This window comes from Paenarthrobacter nitroguajacolicus (assembly GCF_051027655.1).
Lineage (GTDB): Bacteria > Actinomycetota > Actinomycetes > Actinomycetales > Micrococcaceae > Arthrobacter > Arthrobacter nitroguajacolicus.
Map to the genome: position 1 here is coordinate 2,205,809 of NZ_CP073234.1, position 24,887 is coordinate 2,230,695.

Annotated in this window: 21 protein-coding genes; 14 read left to right on the forward strand and 7 right to left on the reverse strand. The window is 61.3% G+C overall.

The features are described 5' to 3' along the window. Nucleotides 1-158 precede the first annotated feature (158 nt). From KCX59_RS10560 to KCX59_RS10595, 8 genes are all read left to right on the forward strand, one after another. Entirely contained in the window at nucleotides 159-1,226 is a 1,068-nt protein-coding gene (locus KCX59_RS10560) for a LacI family DNA-binding transcriptional regulator (protein WP_179018204.1), read from the forward strand. Nucleotides 1,227-1,305: 79 nt separating this feature from the next. After that, nucleotides 1,306-2,979 carry an ABC transporter substrate-binding protein gene (locus tag KCX59_RS10565; RefSeq protein WP_179018203.1) on the forward strand — a complete coding sequence of 558 codons (1,674 nt, stop codon included), beginning with the start codon at nucleotides 1,306-1,308 and terminating at the stop codon, nucleotides 2,977-2,979. A gap of 161 nt (nucleotides 2,980-3,140) precedes the next feature. Next, nucleotides 3,141-4,118 carry an ABC transporter permease gene (locus KCX59_RS10570; protein WP_178992719.1) on the forward strand — a complete coding sequence of 326 codons (978 nt, stop codon included), beginning with the start codon at nucleotides 3,141-3,143 and terminating at the stop codon, nucleotides 4,116-4,118. A 10-nt stretch (nucleotides 4,119-4,128) separates the two neighbouring features. Beyond that, entirely contained in the window at nucleotides 4,129-5,055 is a 927-nt protein-coding gene (locus KCX59_RS10575) for an ABC transporter permease (protein WP_091467106.1), read from the forward strand. Continuing rightward, nucleotides 5,052-6,014 (forward strand): ABC transporter ATP-binding protein, encoded by a 963-nt coding sequence (locus KCX59_RS10580; protein WP_179018202.1) that lies wholly within the window; start codon nucleotides 5,052-5,054, stop codon nucleotides 6,012-6,014. Before KCX59_RS10575 ends, KCX59_RS10580 begins: the two co-directional genes overlap by 4 nt. Next, nucleotides 6,011-7,105, forward strand: coding sequence for an ATP-binding cassette domain-containing protein (locus KCX59_RS10585; RefSeq protein WP_179018201.1), 1,095 nt, complete (start codon nucleotides 6,011-6,013; stop codon nucleotides 7,103-7,105). The genes KCX59_RS10580 and KCX59_RS10585 overlap by 4 nt, the downstream gene beginning before the upstream one ends. Further along, complete coding sequence (locus tag KCX59_RS10590; protein WP_179018200.1) at nucleotides 7,102-8,652, forward strand: glycoside hydrolase family 32 protein; 1,551 nt, start codon at nucleotides 7,102-7,104, stop codon at nucleotides 8,650-8,652. Before KCX59_RS10585 ends, KCX59_RS10590 begins: the two co-directional genes overlap by 4 nt. A 143-nt stretch (nucleotides 8,653-8,795) precedes the next feature. Next, on the forward strand, nucleotides 8,796-10,217 hold the full coding sequence (locus tag KCX59_RS10595) for a glycoside hydrolase family 32 protein (RefSeq protein ID WP_179018314.1): 1,422 nt from the start codon (nucleotides 8,796-8,798) through the stop codon (nucleotides 10,215-10,217). Between the two features lie 8 nt (nucleotides 10,218-10,225). Here the strand turns inward: KCX59_RS10595 and KCX59_RS10600 are convergent, their stop codons facing one another. After that, nucleotides 10,226-10,882 (reverse strand): ATP-binding cassette domain-containing protein, encoded by a 657-nt coding sequence (locus KCX59_RS10600; protein ID WP_370628793.1) that lies wholly within the window; start codon nucleotides 10,880-10,882, stop codon nucleotides 10,226-10,228. 54 nt (nucleotides 10,883-10,936) lie between these two features. On the opposite strand from KCX59_RS10600, the gene aztB reads away from it, so the two are divergent. Genes aztB through aztD form a run of 4 tightly spaced genes read left to right on the forward strand, consistent with a single transcriptional unit; the run spans nucleotide 10,937 to nucleotide 15,255 of the window. Beyond that, the gene (gene aztB, locus KCX59_RS10605) at nucleotides 10,937-11,821 is read left to right on the forward strand and encodes a zinc ABC transporter permease AztB (RefSeq protein WP_178992723.1); all 885 of its coding nucleotides are present in this window, start codon (nucleotides 10,937-10,939) and stop codon (nucleotides 11,819-11,821) included. A gap of 2 nt (nucleotides 11,822-11,823) precedes the next feature. Next, nucleotides 11,824-13,071: an ABC transporter gene (locus KCX59_RS10610; RefSeq protein WP_179018199.1), complete on the forward strand. Its 1,248-nt coding sequence runs from the start codon at nucleotides 11,824-11,826 to the stop codon at nucleotides 13,069-13,071. After that, the gene (gene aztC / locus KCX59_RS10615) at nucleotides 13,068-13,979 is read left to right on the forward strand and encodes a zinc ABC transporter substrate-binding protein AztC (RefSeq protein ID WP_179018198.1); all 912 of its coding nucleotides are present in this window, start codon (nucleotides 13,068-13,070) and stop codon (nucleotides 13,977-13,979) included. Before KCX59_RS10610 ends, aztC begins: the two co-directional genes overlap by 4 nt. Before the next feature lie 31 nt (nucleotides 13,980-14,010). Beyond that, nucleotides 14,011-15,255, forward strand: a complete 1,245-nt coding sequence (aztD, locus tag KCX59_RS10620) for a zinc metallochaperone AztD (protein ID WP_179018197.1) — start codon at nucleotides 14,011-14,013, stop codon at nucleotides 15,253-15,255. 172 nt (nucleotides 15,256-15,427) lie between these two features. Here the strand turns inward: aztD and KCX59_RS10625 are convergent, their stop codons facing one another. Together KCX59_RS10625 and KCX59_RS10630 are read right to left on the reverse strand one after the other, a co-directional pair. Further along, entirely contained in the window at nucleotides 15,428-16,873 is a 1,446-nt protein-coding gene (locus tag KCX59_RS10625; protein ID WP_179018196.1) for an SLC13 family permease, read from the reverse strand. 12 nt (nucleotides 16,874-16,885) lie between these two features. Beyond that, nucleotides 16,886-18,004, reverse strand: coding sequence for a PrpF domain-containing protein (locus tag KCX59_RS10630; protein WP_179018195.1), 1,119 nt, complete (start codon nucleotides 18,002-18,004; stop codon nucleotides 16,886-16,888). A 237-nt stretch (nucleotides 18,005-18,241) separates the two neighbouring features. Between KCX59_RS10630 and KCX59_RS10635 the strand changes: the two genes are divergently transcribed. Next, the gene (locus KCX59_RS10635; protein WP_179018194.1) at nucleotides 18,242-19,180 is read left to right on the forward strand and encodes a LysR family transcriptional regulator; all 939 of its coding nucleotides are present in this window, start codon (nucleotides 18,242-18,244) and stop codon (nucleotides 19,178-19,180) included. On the opposite strand, the gene KCX59_RS10640 is transcribed toward KCX59_RS10635, so the two are convergent. From KCX59_RS10640 to KCX59_RS10650, 3 genes are all read right to left on the reverse strand, one after another. Beyond that, the gene (locus KCX59_RS10640) at nucleotides 19,171-20,568 is read right to left on the reverse strand and encodes an MFS transporter (protein ID WP_179018193.1); all 1,398 of its coding nucleotides are present in this window, start codon (nucleotides 20,566-20,568) and stop codon (nucleotides 19,171-19,173) included. The genes KCX59_RS10635 and KCX59_RS10640 overlap by 10 nt on opposite strands. A 161-nt stretch (nucleotides 20,569-20,729) precedes the next feature. Continuing rightward, nucleotides 20,730-22,091, reverse strand: coding sequence for an aspartate aminotransferase family protein (locus KCX59_RS10645; RefSeq protein ID WP_370629209.1), 1,362 nt, complete (start codon nucleotides 22,089-22,091; stop codon nucleotides 20,730-20,732). A gap of 30 nt (nucleotides 22,092-22,121) precedes the next feature. After that, nucleotides 22,122-23,180 carry a phosphotransferase gene (locus KCX59_RS10650; RefSeq protein ID WP_179018192.1) on the reverse strand — a complete coding sequence of 353 codons (1,059 nt, stop codon included), beginning with the start codon at nucleotides 23,178-23,180 and terminating at the stop codon, nucleotides 22,122-22,124. A gap of 262 nt (nucleotides 23,181-23,442) precedes the next feature. On the opposite strand from KCX59_RS10650, the gene KCX59_RS10655 reads away from it, so the two are divergent. Further along, a complete protein-coding gene (locus tag KCX59_RS10655) occupies nucleotides 23,443-24,117 on the forward strand; it encodes a haloacid dehalogenase type II (protein WP_179018191.1) in 675 nt (224 codons plus the stop codon). Between the two features lie 78 nt (nucleotides 24,118-24,195). Here KCX59_RS10655 and KCX59_RS10660 read toward each other — a convergent pair whose 3' ends face one another. Then, a complete protein-coding gene (locus tag KCX59_RS10660; protein WP_179018190.1) occupies nucleotides 24,196-24,870 on the reverse strand; it encodes a GntR family transcriptional regulator in 675 nt (224 codons plus the stop codon). Nucleotides 24,871-24,887: the final 17 nt, after the last annotated feature.

Genomic DNA, 24,887 nt, shown 5'->3' on the forward strand with positions numbered 1-24,887 from the left:
GTCAGAACCACCTGTTGACAGATTTGAAGTAACGCGGGTAACCTAGGTCACATGCTCAACAAGTAACGCGCGTTACCAATAGCGTTTCCTGCAGAGCAAGCCAGGCAATGATGGCCTGGCACCACACTCGGACCAAACAAGATCACCCGGAGCGTTCAATGGCGAAATCCACCCCTGGCGAGGCCGTACCTGTACGGCAGCGGGGAGTCACCATGAAAGACGTCGCCAAACACGCCGGCGTTTCCCGGACTGCGGTTTCGTTTGTTTTGAGCAACCGCGAAAACGCCAGCATTTCCGAGGAAACCCGCACTCGGATCAACCACGCTGTGCAGGAACTGGGTTACAGGCCCAACGCCGGTGCCCGTGCGCTGGCATCGCGGCGCAGCGATTGGTACGGGATCGTGACGGAGATCGTCACGGCACCGTTCGCCGTCAACATCATCAAAGGAGCCCAGGACCAAGCCTGGCTTGACCGCCGGTTCCTGCTCATCGCGCCCTCCGACCAGGCCGATGCCGTAGGACCCAACGAGGGTCTGGAAGATGCTGCAACTGAAAGGCTGCTGGAACAACGAGTGGAAGGACTTCTCTACGCAGCTACTTTTCACCGGGGCGTCCACGTTCCGGCGAGTGCCAATGAAGTACCCACCGTGCTAATCAACTGCTTCGATGCAGACGGTAAGCTTCCCTCGATCGTCCCTGACGAGCGTGGGGGAGGAAGGATCGCCGTCGAGCGGTTGCTCCAAGCCGGCCACACCCGGATTGGAGTCATCAACCTTGACCCGGTCATTCCTGCTGCAGTGGGGCGGTTGGAAGGTGCACGCGAAGCGCTTGCCGTCGCCGGACTGGAGCTGGACCCGGAACTGGTGGTGTCCGGATATGCCACGGCCGATGGCGGTTACGAAGCCGCTTGCCGCATATTGGACCGCTATCCACAACAGGACAGGCCAACGGCATTGTTCTGCCTCAATGACCGCATGGCGATGGGCGCATATGACGCCATCAAGGAACGGGGCCTGACCATCCCCGGGGACATCGCCGTGATCGGCTTCGACAACCAGGAACTCATCGCGGCCTACCTACGGCCAAAGCTGACAACGGTTGCGTTGCCATTCGAAAAAATGGGCGCCTTGGGCGTCCAAACGCTCGCCGCACTAACAGCAGGACAGCCGATCATTGCCGACCAGCAATTGGTCGACTGTCCGCTGCTAGAACGCTCCTCGGTCTGACCGCGAAATCAACGTCGAAGAGCAAACCCCTTACCAACCCCTTCACCTTGCTGATGAAGATAGGAAAGAGATAACCATCATGACACAACCCCGATACTTCAGGGCTGCCCGGATGACGGCGGCAAGCCTTGCAGTGGGCGCAATGCTGCTCACCGGCTGCACGGCCAATGTCACCAAGACAAGCACTTCCGACGCCGGAGCGAACGCCAGCGCGTTCCTCACCATCCCGCGTGAGGACATGGGCACGTTCGTGCAGAACTTCAACCCGTTTGCTCCCACGGTCAACCCGATGGTTCAGCAGTCCATTTACGAATCCCTCCTGATCTTCAACCCGGCCAAGGGAGACACGGTGCCGTGGCTTGCCACCGAGTGGAATGCTGCGGAGGACGGCAAGTCACTTACCTTCACCCTCCGTGACGGTGTGAAGTGGTCCGATGGGCAGCCCTTCGTGGCTGACGATGTTGCCTATACGTTCGAACTTCAGAAAAAGATCAAGGGCGGCTTCGAGTATCTGGACACCGTTTCGGCAGAGGGCAACAAAGTCACGCTCAACTTCAACAAGCCCTGGTCGCCGGCCCTTTACGACGTCGGCCAGCTCGTCATCCTGCCCAAGCACATCTGGTCCGCTTTGCCGGACCCGGAAAAGGCCGCAAACGCCAAGCCGGTGGGCACCGGACCCTACACCGAGGTGGACAGTTTCCAGGCCCAGTCGTTCGTGCTGACCAAGAACCCGAATTACTGGCAGCCGGAGAAGCAGAAGATCGCCGGCATCAAGATGCTCGCTTTTGCAGGAAACGACGGCGCCAACCTCGCCGCCGCGAATGGCGACGTGGACTGGGCTCCGCAGTACATCCCGAACATCGAAAAGACTTTCGTTTCCAAGGACAAGGAACACCGTCAATACTGGTTCCCGGCCACGGGTGCCATGATCAACTGGCAACTCAACACCACTAAAGCGCCGTTCAACGACGTTGATGTCCGCAAGGCACTGAGCATGGCCGTTGACCGTGAGCAAGTTACCAAGATCGGCATGAGCGGCTACGCGAAACCGGCGGACTGCACCGGACTCTCCGGCAACTACGAAACCTGGAAGAACGCCGCGGTCAAGGACAACTGCACGTGGACCAACCACGATGTGGAAAAGGCCAACGAGCTTCTGGATAAGGCCGGATATCCCAAGGGAGCCGACGGAAAGCGCACGATGAAGGACGGAAAGCCTTTCGAATTCGAGATCTCCGTGGGCGCGACTTCCTCCGACTGGCTGTCAGTGGCCAACGTGATCGCGCAGAACCTGGCCGAAGTGGGCGTGACTGCCAAGGTGGAGTCCCCGGATTGGGCTGCCGTGGTTGCCGGCTATGAGACCGGCGACTTCGACTCCGGCATTGTCTGGAGCGCCAACGACCCCAGCCCGTACAAGTACTTCAACACGTCAATGGGCACAGCAACAGTGAAGCCCGTGGGCACCAAGACGTTCGACAACTACCACCGCTTCGGCGACACGAAAGCGGATGCACTGCTTGCCGACTTCGCCGCGGCAAGTGATGAGTCCAAGCAAAAGGACCTCGCCAACAAGCTGCAGGAAGAGTACAACGACGTCGCACCGCTGGTGCCGCTGTTCTCCGGCCCGGAATGGGGAGCCTTCAATGACACCCGATTCACCGGGTGGCCCACTGAGGGCAACCCGTACGCCACCCTCTCGGTCCGTTCACCTACAACGGTGCTGGTACTGACCACGCTCGAACCGCGCAAGTAGTCCCCACCGCCGCCCTAACCTCGCTGCGCTTCGGCCAGGGAACCCGGGCGGCGTGGGCCCACCGCTTTTGACCCCTCACGGGCCTCACACCGCACGTCCGGGCGGCCAACTCCGCCCGGACGTGCCCCAAACTTTCCGCAATTCCCGAATGGAGGGAAACCGTGCGCTTCATCCTGCGCCGCCTGGGTTTCTACCTGATCGCCTTCTGGGCATCCATCACCCTCAATTTCCTGCTCCCGCGTTTCATGCCCGGTGACCCCGTCTCCCGGATGTTCGCCCGCTCCCAGGACCGAATGCAGCCCGAACAAATCGAGGCCCTGCGCAAGCTGCTGGGTGTTGACGATCGGCCCATTTGGGAGCAATACATCGACTACATGCACAACATCTTCACCGGGCAAATGGGTGTTTCCATCTCCCGTTTCCCCACCCCCGTCACCGAAGTCATCTCGTCCCAAATCGGCTGGACACTCCTGCTGGGCGGTACCGCACTGGTGGTTGCCGCCGTCGTGGGTAACCTGCTGGGTATCCTGGCCGCCTGGCGCCGTGGCGGCGCGATCGACTCCGCGCTTCCGCCGGTGCTGGTTTTCATCGGCTCGTTCCCGTACTTCTGGCTTGCCATGGGTGCGCTGTACCTGTTCGGGGTGGTGCTGGGTTGGTTCCCGATCCGACATGCGTTCACTGACGGTTTGGAGCCGGCGTTCACCTGGGAGTTCATCGGCGACGTCGGTGCCCACCTTGTGCTGCCTGCGCTGACGATCGTGCTGGTTTCCATCGGAGGTTGGATGCTGGGCATGCGAAACACCATGATTGCCACGAATTCCGAGGACTACATCACCATGGCCGAAGCAAAGGGACTCCGCCCCGGCCGCATCATGTTCCGCTACGCGGCACGCAATGCCATGCTCCCGTCGGTAACGAGCTTCGGCATGGGATTGGGGTTCGTGGTGGGTGGTGCTCTGCTGACGGAGGTGGTGTTCGCTTATCCCGGCGTCGGCTACCAACTCCTCAATGCCGTCCAAGGCCTCGACTATCCGCTCATGCAGGGCCTGTTCCTGACCATCACCGCCGCTGTGCTGCTTGCCAACTTCCTGGTGGACATCCTCTACGTCCGCCTCGACCCGCGCGTGCGCAGCAACTAGAGGACTGATCATGACAACAGCACTTCTGAAGCAGCCAACTCCAACACCGGCTGTCCGCAAACCCAACCGCAGCTTCGTCCATGGGCTCCTCAACAACAAGAAGGCCCTGACGGGCATGGCCGTGATGTTCATCTTCATTGCCTTGGCCCTGCTGGCGCCGGTGCTGTTTCCCGGCGACCCGTCGAGGATTACCGCGATGGCCTCCCTGGAACCATCTGCCGAGCACTGGCTGGGCACCACCGCCAAGGGACAGGATGTGCTCGCACTGACCGTCCACGGCTCACGGAGTTCCCTCTTCGTGGGGCTGACCGTGGGGGTGGCGTCCACGTTCATCGGCATCCTCGTGGGCCTCGCCTCTGCGTACTTCGGCAAGTTCATTGACGAAGCACTGTCCCTGGTTACCAACGTTTTCCTGCTCTTGCCCGGCCTGCCGCTGCTGGTCATCCTGGCCGCGTTCCTTCCGCCGGGCCTGGGCACGGTAATCCTGGTACTCGTCGTCACCGGATGGGCCGGCTCTGCCCGCGTCCTTCGGTCACAGGCGTTGTCCATCCGATCCAAGGACTTCGTGGCCGCGGCCGTGGTGTCCGGGGAACGGGCGGGTCGGATCATGTTCCGCGAAATCCTGCCCAACATGGCCTCGATTGTCATGGGCACCCTGCTTGCCTGCGTGATTTACGGAATCGGTGCCCAAGCGGGCCTGGAGTTCCTGGGCCTGGGCGATGTCAGCACGGTCTCCTGGGGCAACAACCTCTTCTGGGCCGGCAACGAAGGCGCGCTGCTCACCGGTAGTTGGTGGGTCTTCGTCCCCTCAGGCGTGTGTATAGCGCTGGTCGCCTTCGCCCTTGCCCTCATCAACTATGCCGTGGATGAGGTCACCAACCCGCGGTTGCGGAAAATCAAGACTCCAAAAGACACCGAAAGGAGCGCCGCCAAATGACCATCTCCCAAGTTTCCTTCGGCTCCCACGAACCAGTCCTTGACATCAAGGACCTCACCGTCAAGTACATCGGCGACACCCGGTCCACCACCGCCGTCGACCGCGTTTCCTTCAGCATTGGCACCGGTGAGGTGTTCGGCCTCGCGGGGGAGTCCGGCTGCGGGAAGTCCACTATTGCCAACTCAATCATGAGGCTCCTGAAGGACCCCGCAAAGATTGCAGGCGGCAGCATCTCCTTCGGCGGCAAGGACGTCTTGGCCATGAGCCCTGACGAGCTGCGGCGCTTCCGCTGGCAGGACGTGGCGATGGTCTTCCAGTCGGCCATGAACTCGCTCAATCCGGTGCTGACCATAGGCGAACAGATCGTTGACATCTTCACCACTCACGCCGGCTACTCCCGTAAGGAATCGCTGAGGCGTGCCGGGGAACTGCTGGAACTCGTGAGGATCGATCCCGCACGGCTCAAGTCCTATCCGCACCAACTCTCGGGCGGCATGCGCCAGCGAGCCGTGATTGCCATGGCCGTGGCGCTCAAGCCGTCACTGCTGATCCTGGACGAGCCCACCACCGCCCTGGACGTAGTGGTGCAGCAGGAGATCATGGCACAAATCAAGGACCTCCAGCGTGAACTCGGCTTCTCCGTCCTCTTCATCACGCACGACATGTCCCTCATGGTGGAACTCTCGCACCGCATGGCCGTGATGTACGGCGGCCGGATCGTGGAGACCGCGAAAGCCCAGGACGTTTACGCCAATCCCCGCCACCCTTACACCCAGGCCCTCATGGGCGCGTTTCCGCCGCTCACCGGTCCCCGCGTTCCGTTGACGGGACTGCCCGACGGCGTGAAGTTCCGGAACATCCCGGACCTCACCGAAGAAGCACCCGGCCATTTCGTAGCTCCGTTTGGTGCCGACACCCCGGCGGTTGATTCAGCAAACCTGGAAGGAGCTGCACGATGAGCCACTCACTCATGACCCCACCGGCCGTGGCCGGCACCGGCGCCCCCGCCCTCGAGATCCGCGGCCTGGGGAAGTCATTCCCCATTGGGGGGCTGTTCTCCCGCGATTCGGTCCGTGCCCTGCACGGCGTGGACCTGAGCATTGGCCGCGGTGAAATCGTGGCGCTTGTGGGGGAGTCCGGTTCCGGCAAGAGCACCTTGGCCCGCTGCGTCGCGCGGCTAGAAAAGCCGAGCACCGGCGCAATCTTGATTGACGGCGTCGACATCCTCAAACGGGATCGTTTCCAAGCCTCGCGTGCGTTTCGCTCGCAACTGCAGATGGTGTTCCAGGACCCCTTCGGTTCATTGAACCCGGCTCACAGGATGGACCATTTCCTGCGGCGCTCGTTGGCGATCCATGGCAAGAGCGGCGGTTCCGAGCAGGAGACCCAACGTCGGCTTGCAGAACTCATGACCACTGTCGGTCTGCAGGCTGACATGCTGAACTCCTATCCGCATGAGCTTTCCGGCGGCCAGCGCCAACGCGTAGCCATAGCCCGGGCGCTCGCCGTTGAGCCGCAGGTCATCCTGGCCGACGAACCTACCTCCATGCTTGATGTTTCTGTCCGGATCGGCGTGCTGAACCTGATGCGCAAGCTCCGCGACGAGCAGGGCATCTCCATGCTCTACATTACGCACGACCTCGCATCCGCCCGTTACTTGGCGGACCGGACGGCAGTCATGTTCGCCGGTGAACTCGTCGAGGAGGGCGAGTCCCTGGACCTGCTGTCCAATCCTGCGCATCCATACACGCAACTGCTGGTTTCGGCTGTTCCGGACCCGGCCCGGGCAGGCTCGTACGACCCCGTCCGCAGGGCCGAATTACGGCAGGCGGTCATGGCCTCAACGCACTGCGCGTTCGACGGCGATCCGAACCAGCCATGTTCGGCCGAAGAACCTGTGCGCCATCAAGTTGGTGACCCTGCGAACCGTCACTGGGTGCGCTGCCATCTGTACCGGCCGTGGGCCGCAGCCGGCGGCCATGCATTGGCGAGCGAACCAATCCAATCCAGCGGCCCGGCGTCGAACGCTCAGGAAGTGGCTTCCGCATGACTGAACTAACCCACCCGCTCGCCACCGTTCCCCGGGACGAGTTGCTGACCCGCGCTGAGGCCGACCCCCTCCGCCCGCGGTTCCATTTCGTGTCGCCGGCCGGCTGGCTCAATGATCCCAACGGCGTCAGCCAGTGGAACGGCACTTACCACCTCTTCTACCAGTACAACCCGGAGGGTGCTTTCCACCATCGCATCCAGTGGGGCCACGCCACCAGCCCCGACCTCGTCACCTGGACTGACCTGCCCGTTGCCTTGGAACCGTCCGCTGGACCGGACGCTGAAGGCTGCTGGTCGGGGGTATTGGTGAACGACGGCGGCACGCCCACCTTGGTGTACTCGGGACGGTTCGAGGGCAAGGAGCTGCCCTGCGTCGCTGTAGGATCCCCGGACCTGCAGAACTGGACCAAGGACCCCGGGAATCCTGTGATCGCGGCGCCGCCGGCCGGAGTGGAGATCAGCGCATACCGCGATCATTGCGTATGGCGCGAAGGCACCAAGTGGCGACAGCTGGTGGGGTCGGGCATTCGTCATCGCGGCGGCACGGCGTTCCTGTACGAGTCTTCGGATCTGCGGTCCTGGGATTACATCGGTCCCTTGTGCATAGGCGATGCTTCGCAGGGCGATCCTGCGGACACTGACTGGACCGGGACCATGTGGGAGTGCGTTGACCTGTTCCGCGCCGGACAGGGTTCGTTGGGCTCTGTCCCTACGGACAATGCGCCCGATGTGCTGGTCTTCTCCGCGTGGGACGACGGCGAAACCCGCCATCCGCTGTACTGGACCGGCCGCTACGCCGGGGATGCCTTCGAGCCGGAGGCACTGCACCGTCTGGACTACGGAGGCCGGTTCTTCTATGCACCGCAGTCTTTCGAAGATGAGTCCGGCCGCCGTGTCATGTTCGGCTGGATGCAAGAAGGCCGGAGTGATGCGGCGATGGTGGAAGCCGGCTGGTCGGGCGTAATGAGCCTGCCACGGGTCACCACCGTGGCCAACGATGGAACCTTGGAGTTCGCGCCGGTTCCCGAAATTGAGAAGCTACGCAGAAACCACGTCACCGTCCCCGGCCAGGTGCTGGTAGGGGCTGGAAGGTCCCTTGAGACCGGTGTATCCGGCAACCAGGTGGACCTGGAGCTGGACCTGCAGCTTGCGCCTGGTGCGGAGGTTCGGCTGGGAGTGCTGGCGTCTCCGGACGGTGTCGAGGAGACCCTGATAGTGCTCAGTCGGGCCGCACATGGAACCCCCGTCGGCACTCTGCGCTTGGATCGTACCCGCAGCAGCCTCGACCCTGCCGTCGATGTGGAGGACAAGTCCGGCCCCGTTCCCATGATGGACGGTCGGGTTCGCCTTCGCGTGGTGGTGGACCGGTCCGCCGTCGAGATTTTTGCCAACGGCAAGCCCCTCACGGCCCGTGTCTACCCGACCCTGGGCGGCGAGCGCGTGACATTGGCCGCTACCGAAGGTTCGGCGCGGCTCCTTACTTTCGATGCCTGGACCATGGCCGGGATTTTTGAAAGTACCCGGAGCCTCTTGCCGCAAGGAAAGTGAAACCCATGGAAAAATCTTCAGCGGTCTCCCGCCGTGGACTGCTGACCGGCGCTGGGGCGGTTGCGCTGGGCGGGTCCCTGGCGCTGTCCAGTCCCGCCGGCCCCGCCACGGCGGTGGGTGGCCCTGCGAAAGGATCATCACGGATGCGCCCGGTCTATCACTTCAGCGTGGCCGACAACTGGAAGAACGATCCCCAACGACCCATCTACCTGGATGGCGAGTACCACTACTACTACTTGTACAACGCCGACTACATCAGTGGCGGTGGCGGCACGTCATGGCGACGGGCCACCACTACCGATCACGTCGCGTTCCGGGACCGCGGTGTCGCCATCCCGAAGTTCAGCAACGGCAACGGTGATTGCTGGTCCGGATGCCTGGTGGTCGATGAGGGAAATACCGCAGGATACGGGGCGGGCGCGGTCGTTGCCCTTGTCACCCAGGCGCCGGAGGGCAGGCAGGCACAGTACCTCTGGTACTCCACGGACAGGGGCCGCTCTTTCAAGCCGGGAGGCGAGGCTCCGGTGCTGCCCAACCCGGGAGTGCACGATTTCCGCGATCCCAAGGTCGTCCGGGACGAGGACCGTGGGCGGTGGTTCATGGTTAATGCAGAAGGGCAAAAGCTCGGGTTCTACACGTCACCGGACCTGCGGTCCTGGAAGCGTGTTGGCGAGTTCGTGCGCACTGACTTGGGTCTGCTCGAGTGTCCGGACATCTTTCGAATGACGGCCGACGACGGCACCTCGCATTGGGTTCTTGGCACCAGTGCGAACGGCAAGGGTCGCGGACTGCCCGCGACGTATGCGTACTGGACGGGAGCTTTTGACGGCAGTTCCTTCACACCGGACCATGACGAGCCGGAATGGCTCGACTATGGCTTCGACTTCTACGGTGCAGTGACCTACCCGCATCATGTTGTATCTGGTGCTGAGGACCCAACCCTCCGCCGGGCGATCGGTTGGGCAAATTTCTGGGACTACCCGCACAACACGCCGACCCTTGCCACTGACGGCTATAACGGCGATGACATGATCGTCCGCGATGTCCGGCTCAAGCGTGGAAACGGCACCTACTACCTCGTCTCCGCGCCAACGTCTGCGCTGGGGGACCACGTGAAGCGCACACATCTACTGGGTGATGTGTCGGTTGCTGGTACTCATGATCTGAAGGTTCGCTCAAGCGCCTATGATCTGAGTTGCGAGGTGGTGTGGGATCCGGCCTCGCCGCCGGCCAATCTCGGGCTGGAAGTATGCCGTGCACCAGGCGGGGGCAGGCATGTGGCCGCAGGTGCCTTCCTGCCAGGTCCGTTCACGTACGTCAACCGCCGCCCCACCATCAACCCCACAGCAGGCGAAACCCAAACACCAATGGACCCCTCCGCCGGGCGCCTGACCATCCGCATCCTCGTGGATCGCACAAGTGTGGAGATGTTCATTGGGGATGGCCGTGTGGTGCATTCGCACCGGGTCTTCCCGCTTGAAGGCGATGACGGTATCCGCCTCTACGCCCATGAAGGAGCGGCCACGTTCCGGGACCTGACCATCCGGGAGCTCAAGGTCGTTTGACGTCAGAGCTAGCTGACGCGTCGACCGCTGATAAGTCTCACGATGCAGTCTGCGGCTTCAATTGATTCTTCGTCATGGCTGACGCAGGCCACTGCTGCACCGCGCGCTGCTTCTGCTGCGAGCATGGCCCTCGTACGCTGCCGGCTTTCCAGATCCAGCCCCGCCGCGGGCTCATCGAGTAGGAAGATCCGTGCACGGCGGGCTATGCCTTGGGCCAGTAGCGCACGTTGTCGTTGACCTCCGGACAGGGCATTGAATGGCGACGATGCGTGGTCTGTGAGCTGAACCCGGGCCAAGGCCTCGGCTACCCGTGCTTTTCGTTCCGCTGCTCCCATTTTGAGGGCGCGGTTTATCGGCGCCCGGCTTGATGAAACGCCCCACGTGCCCATCGTCACCACGTCCTGAACGGTGAGGGGGAGGGCGTCGGGGGTTGTCACCCGTTGGACTACCAAGGCCACATCGTCCTTGCGGTCCACCGTCCCGCGGGCGGCTTTACGAACCCCCGCAAGGATCTCGATGAGCGTCGATTTGCCTGCTCCATTGGGGCCGGCAATGGCGGTCACTTTGCCCCACTCGAGGTCCAAGTCAACGCCTACCAGTGCTGGAGCGTCACCAAAGCTGAAGTGAAGGTTGCGGGCGCGCAGGGCTGAATTGGAAGAGTTCACGCTCAATCCTAAACCTTTTTGATAATGAATCTCAATATGCTTTACAGTGACTGAGTGCATTGGCTAACTGAACCGTTTACCGCAGACTTCTTCCTCCGGGCCCTCGTCGGTGGTGCCTTCGTCGCGATCATCTGCGGTGTCGTTGGCACCTGGGTCATCATCCGGGGGATGGCCTTCCTTGGCGAAGCCATCGGTCATGGGATGCTGCCAGGGGTGGCCCTGGCAACAGTCGCCGGCGCCCCAGCGATAGCGGGCGGGGCGGTGAGCGCCATCGTCATGAGCGCGATGATCAGCCTTTTGCAGCGCCGCGGCCGCTTGTCGTATGACACCAGCATCGGCCTGCTCTTCGTTTCGATGCTGTCGCTCGGGGTCATTATTGTGTCCCACTCACGCTCTTTTGCCACGGACGCGACTGCCATGCTTTTTGGTGACATCCTCGCCATGGACGATGGTGACCTGCTTGGGCTGTTGATGGCAGCGACTGCCACCATCTCGATTGCGGTCATCCTCCACCGCAATTTCGTGGCCGCAGCCTTCGATACGCGGATTGCCCAAACATTGGGACTCCGTCCGCATGTAGCCCAGCTGGCACTGGTGGGATTGGTAACCCTTGCTGTTGTGTCGTCCTATCAGGCCGTGGGGTCGCTGCTGGTGGTGGGACTCCTGCTCGCGCCGGCAGTTGCGGCCAGCCCGTGGACACGCAGTATTCCGGCCCGCATGACCGTAGCAGTCGCCTTCGGGACAGTGGCCGTGGCTCTTGGTCTGCTGTGTTCCTGGTACGCCGGCACAGCTGCGGGCGCATCCATCGCCATGGCGGCCATTGCTCTGGCCGCCTTATCCGGTATTGGTGGGCACCTATACGCAGGACGCAGCACGCGGGCGGTCAAAATTCCTGAGCCGGAACCGGCCCCTGACTTTGTATCCCTCACTGGAAAGTAATCATGAACCTCCCTACAAAACCGGTGGCACTAGCCACGCTGGCGCTGCTCTTTCTTGCTGGCTGCGGCAACCCGTCCACTGCGCAGGCGCCACAACCTGACGCGAGCGAATCGGCGTCGACCGGTGACGGGCACGGGACGATCACCGGAGTGGCCGAGGTCGCTGAACCTCAGCTTCACCTTGTGGCCATCGACGCCGAAGGCGAAACCTCCATGCTGGACCTCCTGAACGGGACACAGTCCCGGTTGGGGAAGGTCCGGTCTCCAGCTGAGGTCAGCACCGACGGGCGTTACGTCTTTGCCGCCAGCAACACCGGTGTTGACATCGTGGACAGTGGCGCGTGGACCTGGGATCACGTGGATCACTTCCACTACTACCGGGGCGCAGCGAGGAATATTGGCAGGGTTGACGGTGAAGGTACTGCCACCATTGCCACGGGGCTGCTGTCGACGGCCGGCACAACGGGGATGTTCTTCCCAAACTCCGGGGAGGCGGTACTTCTGGATAATCCGGCGCTCTCCGGCGGGACCATTACCGAGACCCTTCGCTTCAAGACTGAACCGCACGCGGGCTTGATCGCTCCACTGGGCGAAGGGGCGGTGGTCACCGAACCCGACAATGCAGGGAATGCCGCCCGCCTGCGAGCCATTGACATCGACGGTAAGGAACTGGTCACCACCGACTGCCCCGCAGCGGCAGGAACTATCACCACCAGGGTGGGATTGGTGGTTGGCTGCTCCGATGGCGCGGTGATCGCCACGATGGAAGGGTCAACGCCAGTGTTCGAAAGGGTTCCCTACCCGCGGGGCGTCGCTGCTCCGGCCACCGAATTCGACGGACGCAAGAGCAGGCCCACGATTGCCGGCCTCAGCACCGATTCCGGGGTCTGGCTCCTGAACACCCGCCAGCGCACGTGGGAATGGCTGCCGACGAGTACCCCCGTTGTCGCCGCCGCAACAGTCGACGACGCCGACCACCACGTGGTGGTCATCGGCGCCGACGGCACGGTTCAGGTATATGACGGATCATCCAAAGAGCAGACTGCCAGCACGAAACCGCTGTTGGTCGGATCACTGGCTGATCCGGCCTTCGCCGGCAATATTCAGCTCACAGTTGACGCCCAACGCGCCTACGTCAATGCGCCCGCCGAGGGCGTGGTCCATGAAATTGACTATGCCGATGACGCCCGGATTGCCCGGACCCTCGAGTTGCCTACGAAGCCGGTTCATTTCGTGGAGACCGGCCGATGAGGCGGGCGGCTCTACTTGCCCTCACCGCGGTGGCCGGGCTGGTTCTGTCAGGTTGCTCCCACCCCGGGACTCCGGAGAAGCCGCAGGTAGTAGTGACAACCAACATCCTGGGTGACATCACGAAAGAGGTCCTCGGCGACCAGGCTGAAGTAACTACCCTCATGCAGCCCAACGCTGATCCGCACTCGTTCGAAATATCGGCGCAACAGGCTGCCCTCATGGGCAGCGCAGACCTGGTGGTTTCCAACGGCCTTGGCCTGGAGGAAGGGCTGCAGCAACACCTGGACAGGGCCGCGAAAGCCGGTGCGCCGGTAATGGCGGCAGGTGAGGTGATCGACGTCGTGCCTTACAGTTCCGGTGACGCCGAAGGGGCACCTGACCCTCATTTCTGGACCGACCCGACAGCAATGATCGACGTCGTGGACGCTGTCGAAGGCGCCGCACGCGATATCGACGGAATCGACCCCACCAAGCTTGCTTCCAGCGCAGGGGCCTACCGGGACAAGCTCACTCAGCTGGACACAGAAATGACTGGCGCATTTGCTGCCATCCCCAAGGAGCGCAGGGCGTTGGTCACAAACCACCATGTTTTCGGCTACCTTGCCAAACGCTTCGACTTCCAGGTTGTTGGTGCGGTCATCCCCGGGGGAACTACTTTGGCGGCGCCGAGTGCAGCTGACCTGCGCCAACTCAGCGAGGCCATCCGTGGTGTCGGCGTCCCCACCATTTTTGCGGACTCGTCCCAGCCGGACCGGCTGGTGCAAGTCCTCGCCAATGAAGCCGGCGTCCAGGTCCAGGTCGCGGAGCTCTTCACCGAATCCCTGACAGGACCCGACGGCGGGGCAGCAACCTACCTGGACATGATGCGTGCCAATACCAATCGCATAGTCACCGGACTCAAACCTTGATCACTCACCAGCACCTTAACACCACAACAGAATGAGGAACCCATACATGCTCCGCCAAAGAAGCACCCGCCTGGGTGGCATCGCACTGATAGCCGGGATGACGCTCCTGGCCTCCGCCTGCGCCAACACCACAACGGGTAGCACCACTCCAGCCGGTACAGCCGATACGCCCAGCGCATCCTCCACGGATTCGGTCGAAGCGCAAGGACGGGTTGCCATCTCCTACCCGGGAGGCATCAGCGTCCTGGATAGCAAGACATTGGAGCTCGTCAAGAAATTCGACTCAGAGGAGTTCACCAGGCTGAACGCTGCCGGGGACGGTCGCCACGTTTTTGTCACCACCAAGGCAGGCTTCCAGCTGCTGGATACGGTGGAACCCAAGCTCACCGATTTGCGGGTTGACGCAACGGCTGCCGGCCACGTGGTCCGGCACGCCGGCAACACCGTCCTGTTCGACGACGGGACGGGCACCACCACCATCCTCAGGACCGACGAGCTCGCCAAGGCTGAGGGGGCTGTGCCTGCGGCACAGACGTACAAGGCTGACTCCGCACACCATGGTGTGTCGATTGTTCTGGAGGACGGGAAGCTTCTCACCACCATCGGAGACAAGACTTCACGCAGCGGCGCTATGGCACTCGAATCCCACGGCGACCACTGGGACAAAGTGGCCGAAAGCAAAGAATGCCCGGGCATCCATGGCGAGGGAACTGCAGCCGGCGAGGCAGTGATCTTTGGCTGCGAGGATGGCGCCCTCCTCTACCACCACGGCAAGTTCGAGAAGTTCACGGCACCGGACAAGTACGGCCGGATGGGCAACGCGTTCGTTTCCGAGACCAGCCCGATTGTGGTGGGCGACTACAAGACTGATCCTGACGCCGAAGGCTACCTTCTTAACTCGGTGGCCCTGATCGACACCGAAAAGCACACCTTCAACGTGGTCAAGCTCCCCGAAACTGTCCAGTACACCTTCCGCGATGTCGCCCGGGGACCAGGCGACATGGCCTACATCCTCTCCACCGACGGCTCAATCCATGTGCTTGATCCCAAGGACGGGAAGATCGTCAACGAATTCCCCGTGATCAAAGCCTGGGAAGGCCCCGCCGACTGGCAGGACGCACACCCCGCCATCGTGGTCAACGGCAACATCGCTTATGTCACTGAACCGGCAGCAAACACTGTTCACTCCGTGGATCTGGCCACCGGGAAGGTCACGGCATCGTCCAAGCTGGACGTCGTGCCCAACGAAATCGCCATCACCCTCGGATCGCACTGACCTTTAACACCTGAAGTACAAACAAGGGCAGGACCACCAATGGATGGTCCTGCCCTTGGTGCGTTGGTTCGCGCTCCTGCGCCCGTCGGTCGGGCTACCTGTTGCGATGGTGTGCAGGGGCGGTTCCTACGCGTGCCGAACTGTTTCGTCGGCGTTCGTTCGCTCGTCAGAGCTACATGATGCCAGTGGGAACCAGGAGTGCCCAGGCAAGTGCGGGTGCCACCAGGACAACTCCGCCTGCGTACATCATCAGCTGCTTGTAGACGCGCTGACGATCGTCTTCGCGGGCGTTGGCCACCACCAGGGCGCCGTCAGTGGAGAACGGCGATACGTCCACGACGGTTGCGGCAATGGCGAGGGCCGCCACTGTTCCCGACGCGCTGAGCGAGCTTGTTGCCAGCAGGGGACCGGCCAAGGGGATGAAGGCCGTGAGGAGTGCGGTGGACGAGGCGAAGGCCGAGCCGACACCGATGACGTAGCAGAGCACCAAGGCGATGAGGAGCGGTGCTCCCAGTGCAAGGGCCTGCTCGGCGAGGGTGTCGATGACGCCGACGTGCTGGAGCAGGGACACGTAGGTGATCATGCCGGCGACGAGCAGGACGGTGGACCAGGAGACGCCGCCGATGAAAGTCCTGTGTTCCTTGATGTTGACCAAGGCCAGGAGGAGCCCGGCCGAGAGGGCGACGAAGCCGATAGGCATGTGGAAGCCCAGAGCGCAGACGAGCATGGCCACAATAAGTCCCAAGGTCAGGATCTGCTGGCCATGTGGCCGGGTTGCGCGTGCCTCGAGGTCGGCGTGCTGGCCGGCAGCGCCGTCGCGCAGTTTGCCCAGGAGGGCGAACAGGACCACGGTGAGGACTGAGAGGATGAGATTCAGCGCGAAGCTGGCTCCGAAGAGCGCGCCTTGGGAGATCGGGAAGCCGTTCTTCACGGCGATGTCATGCACCAGGACGCCGGCCACCGAGAGCGGGGAGAAACCGCCGGCGTGGGCTCCGTTGATAATGAAAGCGCCCATGAGCACCGGGTGGATGCGTGATTCGTAGGCCAGCCCGATTGCGGCGGGTGCCAGCAGTGCTACGGCGGCGGGGGAGAAGGTGCCCAGTGCAGTCAGGGACGCGGCGAGGAGGAAGAATACCCACGGCAGAAGCAGCGTTTTGCCGCGAACAAGCCGGACACAGTTCTGGACGATGATGTCGATGGTCCCGTTCCTCTGGGCCATGCTGAAGAAGTACGTGACACCGATGATGGTGATCACGATGTTGGCGGGGAAATCGGCCAGGATTTCCTTATCTGTCATGCCAAGCATGAAGTAGCCGACTCCGAAGGAAGCGACGAGTCCCATGACACCGATGTTCAATGGCCATTTTGTGGCGACGACGAACATCACCACGAGGATTACCAGCGGGATGATCTGGGTGGCTGTCATGGTCGGCTCCGATTCCGGGGTAGCCGCCGGGTTGAAGATGGCACCCCCAAACAGGATGGCAACCAGACCCAGGATGACGGAAGCGGCAACCGTTATCAGCAGGATACGGCGGCGGTTATTGGGGCGCTGGTAACGTTCTTCCCGGATGTCGCTCTCAGCCTCGGGTGCTGGTTTGAAAATTGTCTTAGCCATGGTGTTTTCTCCTCATCGAGTGGCTGTTGCTAGTGAGGCTTCGACGACGTTGCCGAGAGTCTCCGGGAGGTGAATGATGCTGGAGGCAATGGTGCGCGCAGTTCGGTCGACGCCCACCAGAAGGGATCCACCTTGTTCCTCGCTCCAGGTTTCGATGACGCCTGCAGGCGTCCTGAGCTTCAGAACTGATTCGTCTGTGTTGCCGGTGATGGTGTTCAGGACGGTGCCGGGTGTCCGGGCTGCGAGCGTTAGCGCAATGCTGCCGGTGATGGCCAGGGCGGGATGCGGCTTGCCCATGGAGAGCATCATGACGTTGACGTCACATTCCGCGTCAGGCCCTTCGGGAGGCCCAATGATTGCGAGTTTGGGAACAGCCCGCGCGGCTTGGGCGGGAGTGGCCGCCATTCCCATCCGGACAGCTGCCTGGCGACGGATGTTGTCCAGGGTGTCCAGTTGCAATTCGACGCCGGCTTTCCACGTGTCATAGCGGGCAGTGTCCAGTCCAAGCTCCTCCGCCCGCACCATGACCACGGGTGCGCCCGCGTCCACCATGGAAACCGTCCAACGGGTTCCGCCGGCAACGATTGTGTCAGTTGCCGAGCCGGTGGGAAGCAAACGTCCGGTGGTCTTGCCGGCCGGATTCTGGAAGCCGAGGCCCACTCTGTAACCGGGAAACATGACGCCGGGCATCTGTGCGTCAGGGACGATCGGCAGGGCACCGGCGGGAGTTGAAACCCGCTGAATGATGATCTGGCCCGTGTTGGTATTCCGGGTAACGATCCTGGTGGAATCGCCGTCGGGCACCACCCACCCTTTCTCGATGGCATAGAGACCCACAACCGCCGAGCAGTTCCCGCAGTTGCTGCCCCAGTCAACGGAGGCTTCCTCGATGCCCACCTGGGCAAAAGTGAATTCGACATCCACATCATGGTCCGCCGGGCGGCTAAGGATCATCGCCTTGCTGGTGGTTGAAGTAGCCCCGCCCACACCATCGATCTGCCGTGAATCCGGGCTTCCGAAGAGTCGTGGCAGGAGATCGTCCAGGTTGGCGCCTGCCCTCTCCAGGTGATCAGTTTCAAAGACCCAGCACTTGCTGGTGCCTCCACGCATCCATTCGGCTTCGATCTTCATTGTGTTTCCTGCTTCCCGTGGCACTTAGTGAACTTGTGGCCTATAACGAGAATGATCCGGATCACATGTGAAGACAATGTTGGATAGATAAGGGGGAGTATAGGAATGCTTCAACCACTGTGGTGTATGCCCGAGGTGTGTCTCCTTTGCACTATCCCAGGCGGTATTTCATGCGAAAATTCCTCTCCATGGCTGGAGACTGCATAGAATGAACCAAAGAAGAAGAAGGGTGAAGCCTTGCTTAACGACGAAAATGTGGATTTGTTCGATATCCGACGGCTGGCCCTCTTGGTAGAGGTGGTCGAGCAGGGATCGATCACGGCGGCGGCTGACATTATGATGTATTCGCCATCAGCCGTCTCGCAGCAGTTGCGGAAACTGGAGCAGGAGGTGGGCCAGCCCCTCCTCAACCGCAGATCCCGCGGAGTGGTTCCCACTGAGGCGGGTCAGGTGCTGGCAGGGCACGCTCGGAAAATCGTGGGGCAGATGCGTGCGGCCCGGTCCGACCTGGGCCAGATTGCCGGTTTGAGGCGTGGCTCGTTGACGGTCGGTACGTTCCCCACGCTGGCCGGATCATTTTTGCCATTGGTGATCCGCGCCTTCAAGAAGCGTTACCCGGCCATCGGCCTGTCTGTGCGCAGCGCCCGGTTCGACGAGCTCGTATCAGACCTCGAGTCCGGAGTGACAGGACTGTGCTTGCTGTGGGACTACCCCTGGAACCGGTTCAATGACGAGTCCATCCGGATCACGGAAGTTTTTCGGGAAAGCACGGTCATCCTGGTGGCCAAAGGGCATCCCCTCGCTGACCGTGATGAGGTAACGATGGCAGACCTCCGGAAGGAGTCGTGGATAGTCCGCGCGGAAGCCCACCCCGTGGTGGAGGTACTTCAACGATCCGCCCACGACGCCGGCTTTGAGCCGAACATTGGCTTTCTTGCCAACGACTACCAGGAGGCCCAAGCTATGGTGAGTGTCGGCATGGGCGTAGCGATGGTCCCCAAAACAGCCGTGGCCCTACAGCATCCGGACGTTAGGATCCTGAGCCTTGGCCCCGACGCGCCCCAGCGTCGAGTACTTCTGGCCCAACGCCAGGACAAGGTGTATGCGCCCGCCGAGGTGGCTTTCCACTCAACGCTTCTGGAAATTGCACGCGAACGGGGCAGCGACTATCTCTGAGGCGTTGCCCCACCCTGGGCAGCATGCAGGTCCTGTCGAAGTGAATGGTGCACGGAAGATGCGGGGATGAAAAGCCGGATGAACGCAGCCGTGATGGCCCCGAGCGCGGACAGGAAGATCCAGGGAGCGAGGGCGGTGGCTGACGGCGTGTAGGCGAGTTCGTAAAGGGGAGCAAGGGCCGTGTTGCCCAGGACAACCGCCAGGCCTCCAGCGCTTGCCAGCAAGCCATAGTACGCGCCGGTAGGGCGTCCGCCCGCAAACTCCAGGACCAGGCCCATGGCGACGGGCAACACACACATGTTGCCCAGTGCTGTACCCGTCACCAGCACTAGGGCTGGAAGGATCGGCAGCCAGTTCGGCGGGGGAAAAATCGCCAGAACTCCCAATGAAGCGAAGCCGAGGGACTGCAAGGCGAAACCCAGGGGAAGGGCGATCCTGGGTCCGGCTTTTCGCATGAGGCCTGCTATTGGCCACTGCAAGGTGATGGTCAGGACGGATGCGTAGGCAAAGACGAGCGCCAGTGAGCTTGCGCCGGCCCCGCTCCGCTCGAGTTCTACCGGTAGTCCGAAGTACAGCTGGTTGGTCGCCACCAGGTTGACGCTGAAAAAGGCCGCGAACCCGATGAACTTTTTGTCCTTCAGGCAGGACCAGAGGTCCGACGGCGGCACGCGGCCAGTTAGTTCGACGGGAGTTTTGGTCGTGTGGGCGTTCTTTGGCAGGAAGAGCCAAAAGACCACTGCCATCACGGTAAAAACGGCGGCTGCCGCCAGGAGCGAAGTGTCAAAGCCTGTATTCAGGAGGAAGCTTCCCAGCAAGGGGCCCACCACCACGCCAACTTCACCGCAGATCACAAGCAGCGCAAAGAGGCTGGACCTGTTGTTCTGCCCGGGGGCATTGCTTCCGGCGCGATCGGCGTTCTTGGAAGAACTGCGCTCGGCGGCCACGCCCACGAGGCTTTGCAATGCTGGGGAGAACAATGCCCCGCCTATCCCGGTGACCACGGCTCCGATCAGGAACAGTGTGAAGTCAGCAGCCCAAGCCAGGAGTAAGAATCCGGTAATGCGGACAAGGCATCCCGTGATCATGGACTGGCGTGCTCCCCATCGGTCTGCAAGCGCCCCACCGAACAGGAACATTCCCTGTTGGGCGAAGGTGCGTGCCCCCAGGACGATGCCAATCGCCATCGCGCCCATTCCAAAGTCGTTTCGCATGGTCACCGCAAGGAAGGGCACAACTGCGTAGAAGCCGATGTTGAAAATCAGTTGACTGGCGAGCAGCAATTGCGGGGCGGGTTCATCCCAGGCAGTACGCCGCTTGGTGCGTTTCGAACGCAAGGTGCATGCCGCCGTCGGATTCATCTTTCGCTGCCGGGTGTCGGGGCTGTCCATGGTGGATCCTTACCGGGGGGAGATGAGTCTCTAAAGCTTATCAAGAATGAATCTCAATAACTTAAGTATTTCGACCTGAGTCTGATGTAAATGCCAGGGGCGCCTTCCTCTGAAGGAAGGCGCCCCTGGGTGCCGTTGCTCATGCCCGGTAGGGCACGGCATCAGTGCAAGATCGTGAAGGCCTTAGCCATGCCCTCGATCAGGCGGCCAGCATCGCTGCTGGAAAAAGGCATTGGTGGGCGTATTTTCAGGACGTTGCCTTGTGCCCCGCAAGCCGAGATAAGAATACGATCCTGGCGCAGGGAATTTACGATCTCCGCTGCTGCCGCTCCGTCAGGTGAGAGCGTGGCTCGGTCGGTGACAAGATCGACCCCAATAAAGAACCCGCTACCGCGAACTTCTGCGACCTGTTCCCGGCCCTGCGAAAGACTCTTCAGTCCGGAGATAATTTGTCCGCCCACCTTCAAGGCGTTCTCAATGAGTGACTCCTCGCGGATCACATCCAGGACTGCCTGAGCAGCGGCGATCGCTACTGAGTTCCCGCCGAAGGTGTTGAAGTACCGGATATTCTTCCCGAACTCCACAAGGAGTTCGGGCTTGAAAATCGCTGCCGCGACGGGGATGCCGTTGCCCATGGGCTTGCCGATGGTCACGATGTCCGGAACTATTCCGTGGCGCTGGAAGCCCCACCATTCCTGACCGGTACGGCCAAAACCCGGCTGTACTTCATCGGCAATATACAGGCCACCCACAGCGTGGATCTCATCGATGATTGGCCGGAGGAATCCAGCCGGGCCGGCGAAAACGCCGTCTGATGAGAAGATGCTGTCGGCAATAAAAGCGGCAACACCAATGCCGTGACGGTGCAGGTCGGCGATGGCGGCACGTACCTGATCCCTCATATGTTCGTCCAAGGAGCTTTTGTCCGCGGAGTAGCGTAGGGCGTCCGGCGCGTCGATGACGCGGACGTTCGCGCCCAAAGGTACGCCGACACCCAGCGACGGCGAGAATGATGACACCTCGGCGGTGAGACCGTGGTACGCGCCGGCGGTGACGATGACTCCTTGGTTTCCCGTTGCATACTTGGCGACGCGCATGGCCAAATCGTTGGCTTCGGACCCGGTGCACGTGAACATGACATGGCCAAGTTCCGCCGGGAATGTGGCAAGGAGTTGCTCGGAGTACTCGAGAATGGACTCCTGGACGTAGCGTGTGTTGGTGTTTAGCGTTTGCATCTGCTGGTGCACGGCTTCGATGACGCGCGGATGGGCGTGACCAACAGAGGGAACGTTGTTGTAGACGTCGAGGTAGTCATTGCCGTGGCGGTCAAACAATTTCACGCCCTTGCCGCGGACGATTTCCAAGGGTTCGTCGTAGAAAAGCCGGTAGCCCGGACCCAGGCTTTGGTCCCGGCGTCGAATGCTCTTCTGCATCTGCTCAGGGAGTTCATTGAGGCGGTTGGGATCGAAGCCGTTGACCATGGCTCGGGATGGCTTGCGAATGGTCTGGGGAGCGTTGCTCACGATGTCTCCTTGAATGATGGTGGGCCGGGTTCAGGGGGTGGAGTGGAGTTTTGGTGCGGGGACTGCAGCTGTCAAGGCCAGGCGTTCCCAGTCCGGCTTTGAATGGGAGAGAAGATACTCCCGCCGTTGGGGCAGTTGGCTGGCCCGCCACTGCGTTATCAGGGCCCGCAGCAGGAGGCGGGCCTTGGCCGAGATGATAAGGGCTTCCAGTTCCCGGGCGGGCAGCGGGCGGATGCTAAGGAAGCCATCCATGACGTGGAGAGCCTGCTCCCAGGGATTTTCAGGATCCAACCCGAGGAGATTTGCCAGGGTCACGCTGACATCGAAGATCACAGGCGTTCGTACGACGTCCCCAAAGTCGATAATTCCGGCCACATAGTCCGGCTTGTCCGGGTCGACCAGAACGTTGAACGGGCTGAAATCTCCGTGGACAACCTGGGTGGAAAGGGTGTCCAGCAGCGGAACGACCTTTGCATCGAACTGATTGAATATCTGCTCGGCAAGTATGCGTTTCTGCTTATCGTCGACGTAGGCAAGGAATGGACGCAGCCGGTGGAAATGTTTGAGGTCCCAAAGGAGCCTCCGGTCGGCGCGGGGATGGTCAAAGCCCTGCAGGGCAAGGCCTAGATGGGCAAGGCTTGCGCCCACCGAATGAAGCTGGCCGGCCGACGCTGACTGATTGGCCAGGAGGGCTCCAGGCATGAAGTGCATGACGCGCAGTACGCGGCTAAAGGGCCCATCGGTTGCTGTGAGAAGGACTTGAGGATCTCCGCTGCGGCTCCTCACGAGACGCTGTACCGGAAGTTCCGGCGCCGTCTGCTCCAGATGCTCCATGATTGCCGTCTGGAGCTCGACGATCAGGGGGTCCTCATCGGCTGATGAAACCTTCACCAAGTACGTTTCATCCAGGCCGTGGAGCCTGAAGGTCTCATCCTTCTCCGTTGGAATGCGTATCAGGGTTCCCTTCAGATCGTAGAACTGTTCAAGCAGCTCCAAGACGGTTGCGTCTGCTAGCTGTGACGGGGAAGTGAGGAGCCCGCTTTCCGATGCCACGGCATCGATAAAGTCAGAATCGGTACTGACGTCCATGTCTTAGGCTCCTGCCGTTTAGTGGGGACTGTTGTACGTTGAGCGCCATATGTCACTGTTCAACAGTTATACAAGCATGGCAGTGAAGGTTCGATTGGTCAACTGTAGAACTGTTGACAATCATCCAGGTGCCGTCTTAGTCTCGACCCATAAGCGCTGTCAGGGCCACGGACGACGAGGTCCTGAAGTGTTGGCATTTCCACGGGGAGGCCGCCGCATGAGCGGCCTTCAGACATATGGACACACAAAGAACGGACGACTCATGGCAGACAGCAATTCCCGGCCGAAGTACATCTCCTTTGACATCTACGGCACGCTGATCAACTGGGATACGGACTTTACTACCCGCCGGCTTCTCGCGGGCCGCTTGCCCGAAGCGCAGTGGCCCGCGTTCAAGAAGGTGTTCCGCGGGTACCGATTCGACGAAGTTCTTGGCGATTACAAACCCTATGAACAGATCCTGCAGAATTCCTTCGACAGGGTCTGCAAATTCTTCGGCATCGGGCCGACTCCAGGTGCGGGTGCGGAGTTCGCAGAGGCTGTCCGAGGCTTTAACGCCCACGACGACGTGCCGGCTCCTTTGAAACTGATGGGCGATAACTACAAGTTAGTGGCTCTATCCAACGCCGACGACAGCTTCCTGGACATCAGCGTTCCCAAACTCGGCGCCGATTACCATGCAGTCTTGACCGCGGAGCAGGCCCAGGCTTACAAACCTCGATACCAGGCCTTTGAATTCATGCTGGACACCCTGAACGCCAGGCCGGAGGACTTCCTGCACATCGCCTCCCACACGCGCTACGACATGCATCCCATGCATGACATGGGCTTCCGTAACCTGTGGGTGCTGGACCGCGGTTATGACCCCATTACTGGGGGCTACGACTACAACTCGGTGAAGTCGTTGGACGAGATTAACGAGTACCTCGGTCTCTAAGGGGCTGGATGCCGAGGCCCGTTGCGAAACCATCAAGCCCGGCCGGGGAGCGAACCTCGGCCGGGCTTTTTGTTTGCCCTAGTTGGCTGAATGTCTCTGGGCGACAACCTGACGAATGGATTCCCGATACTGGATGATCGTGTCCGAGATGACCTTTTCTGCCAGCGCAGGATCGCGGGAGTCGAGTGCGTCAACGATGCTCTGGTGCTCAGCTTCCAGTGAGTCCGGATCCTCGTACTCATGGTTCTCAATGGAGAGCACAAACATGAAGTACCTCAATTCGGTCACCAGTTGCTGATAGAAGATTCGCAATTTTTGGCTTCCGAGCAGGCCTACAATCGCACTGTGCACCGCAAGGTCCTTCTCGACGATCTTGAAAGGGTCTCCGCTTTTCAGGACCGAGCGGAATTCTTCCATTGCTGTATGCACTTCATCCATGGACGTGGTCTCGGAGATGCTCCGTGCTGCCGTGGTTTCCAAGTGATATCTCGCGTTATAAACGTCCATGATCTCGGCGTCCGTGGGATCCCACACAATTGCGCCCTGATTGGCACGATGACGAATGAGGCCGCCCGCTTGGACTATGCGGACGGCCTCGCGAACCGTATTCCTGGAAAGCCCCAAATTCTCGGCGAGCAGACTCTCCCTTAAGCGTTCACCAGGTTTCAGACCTCCGCTAAGGATCATCGCGGTGAGGCCGTCTGCGACCTGCTGCACCGTAGATGAATGGACAATCTTTATCTGCTCAACCATGGCTTCATCGTACAGGC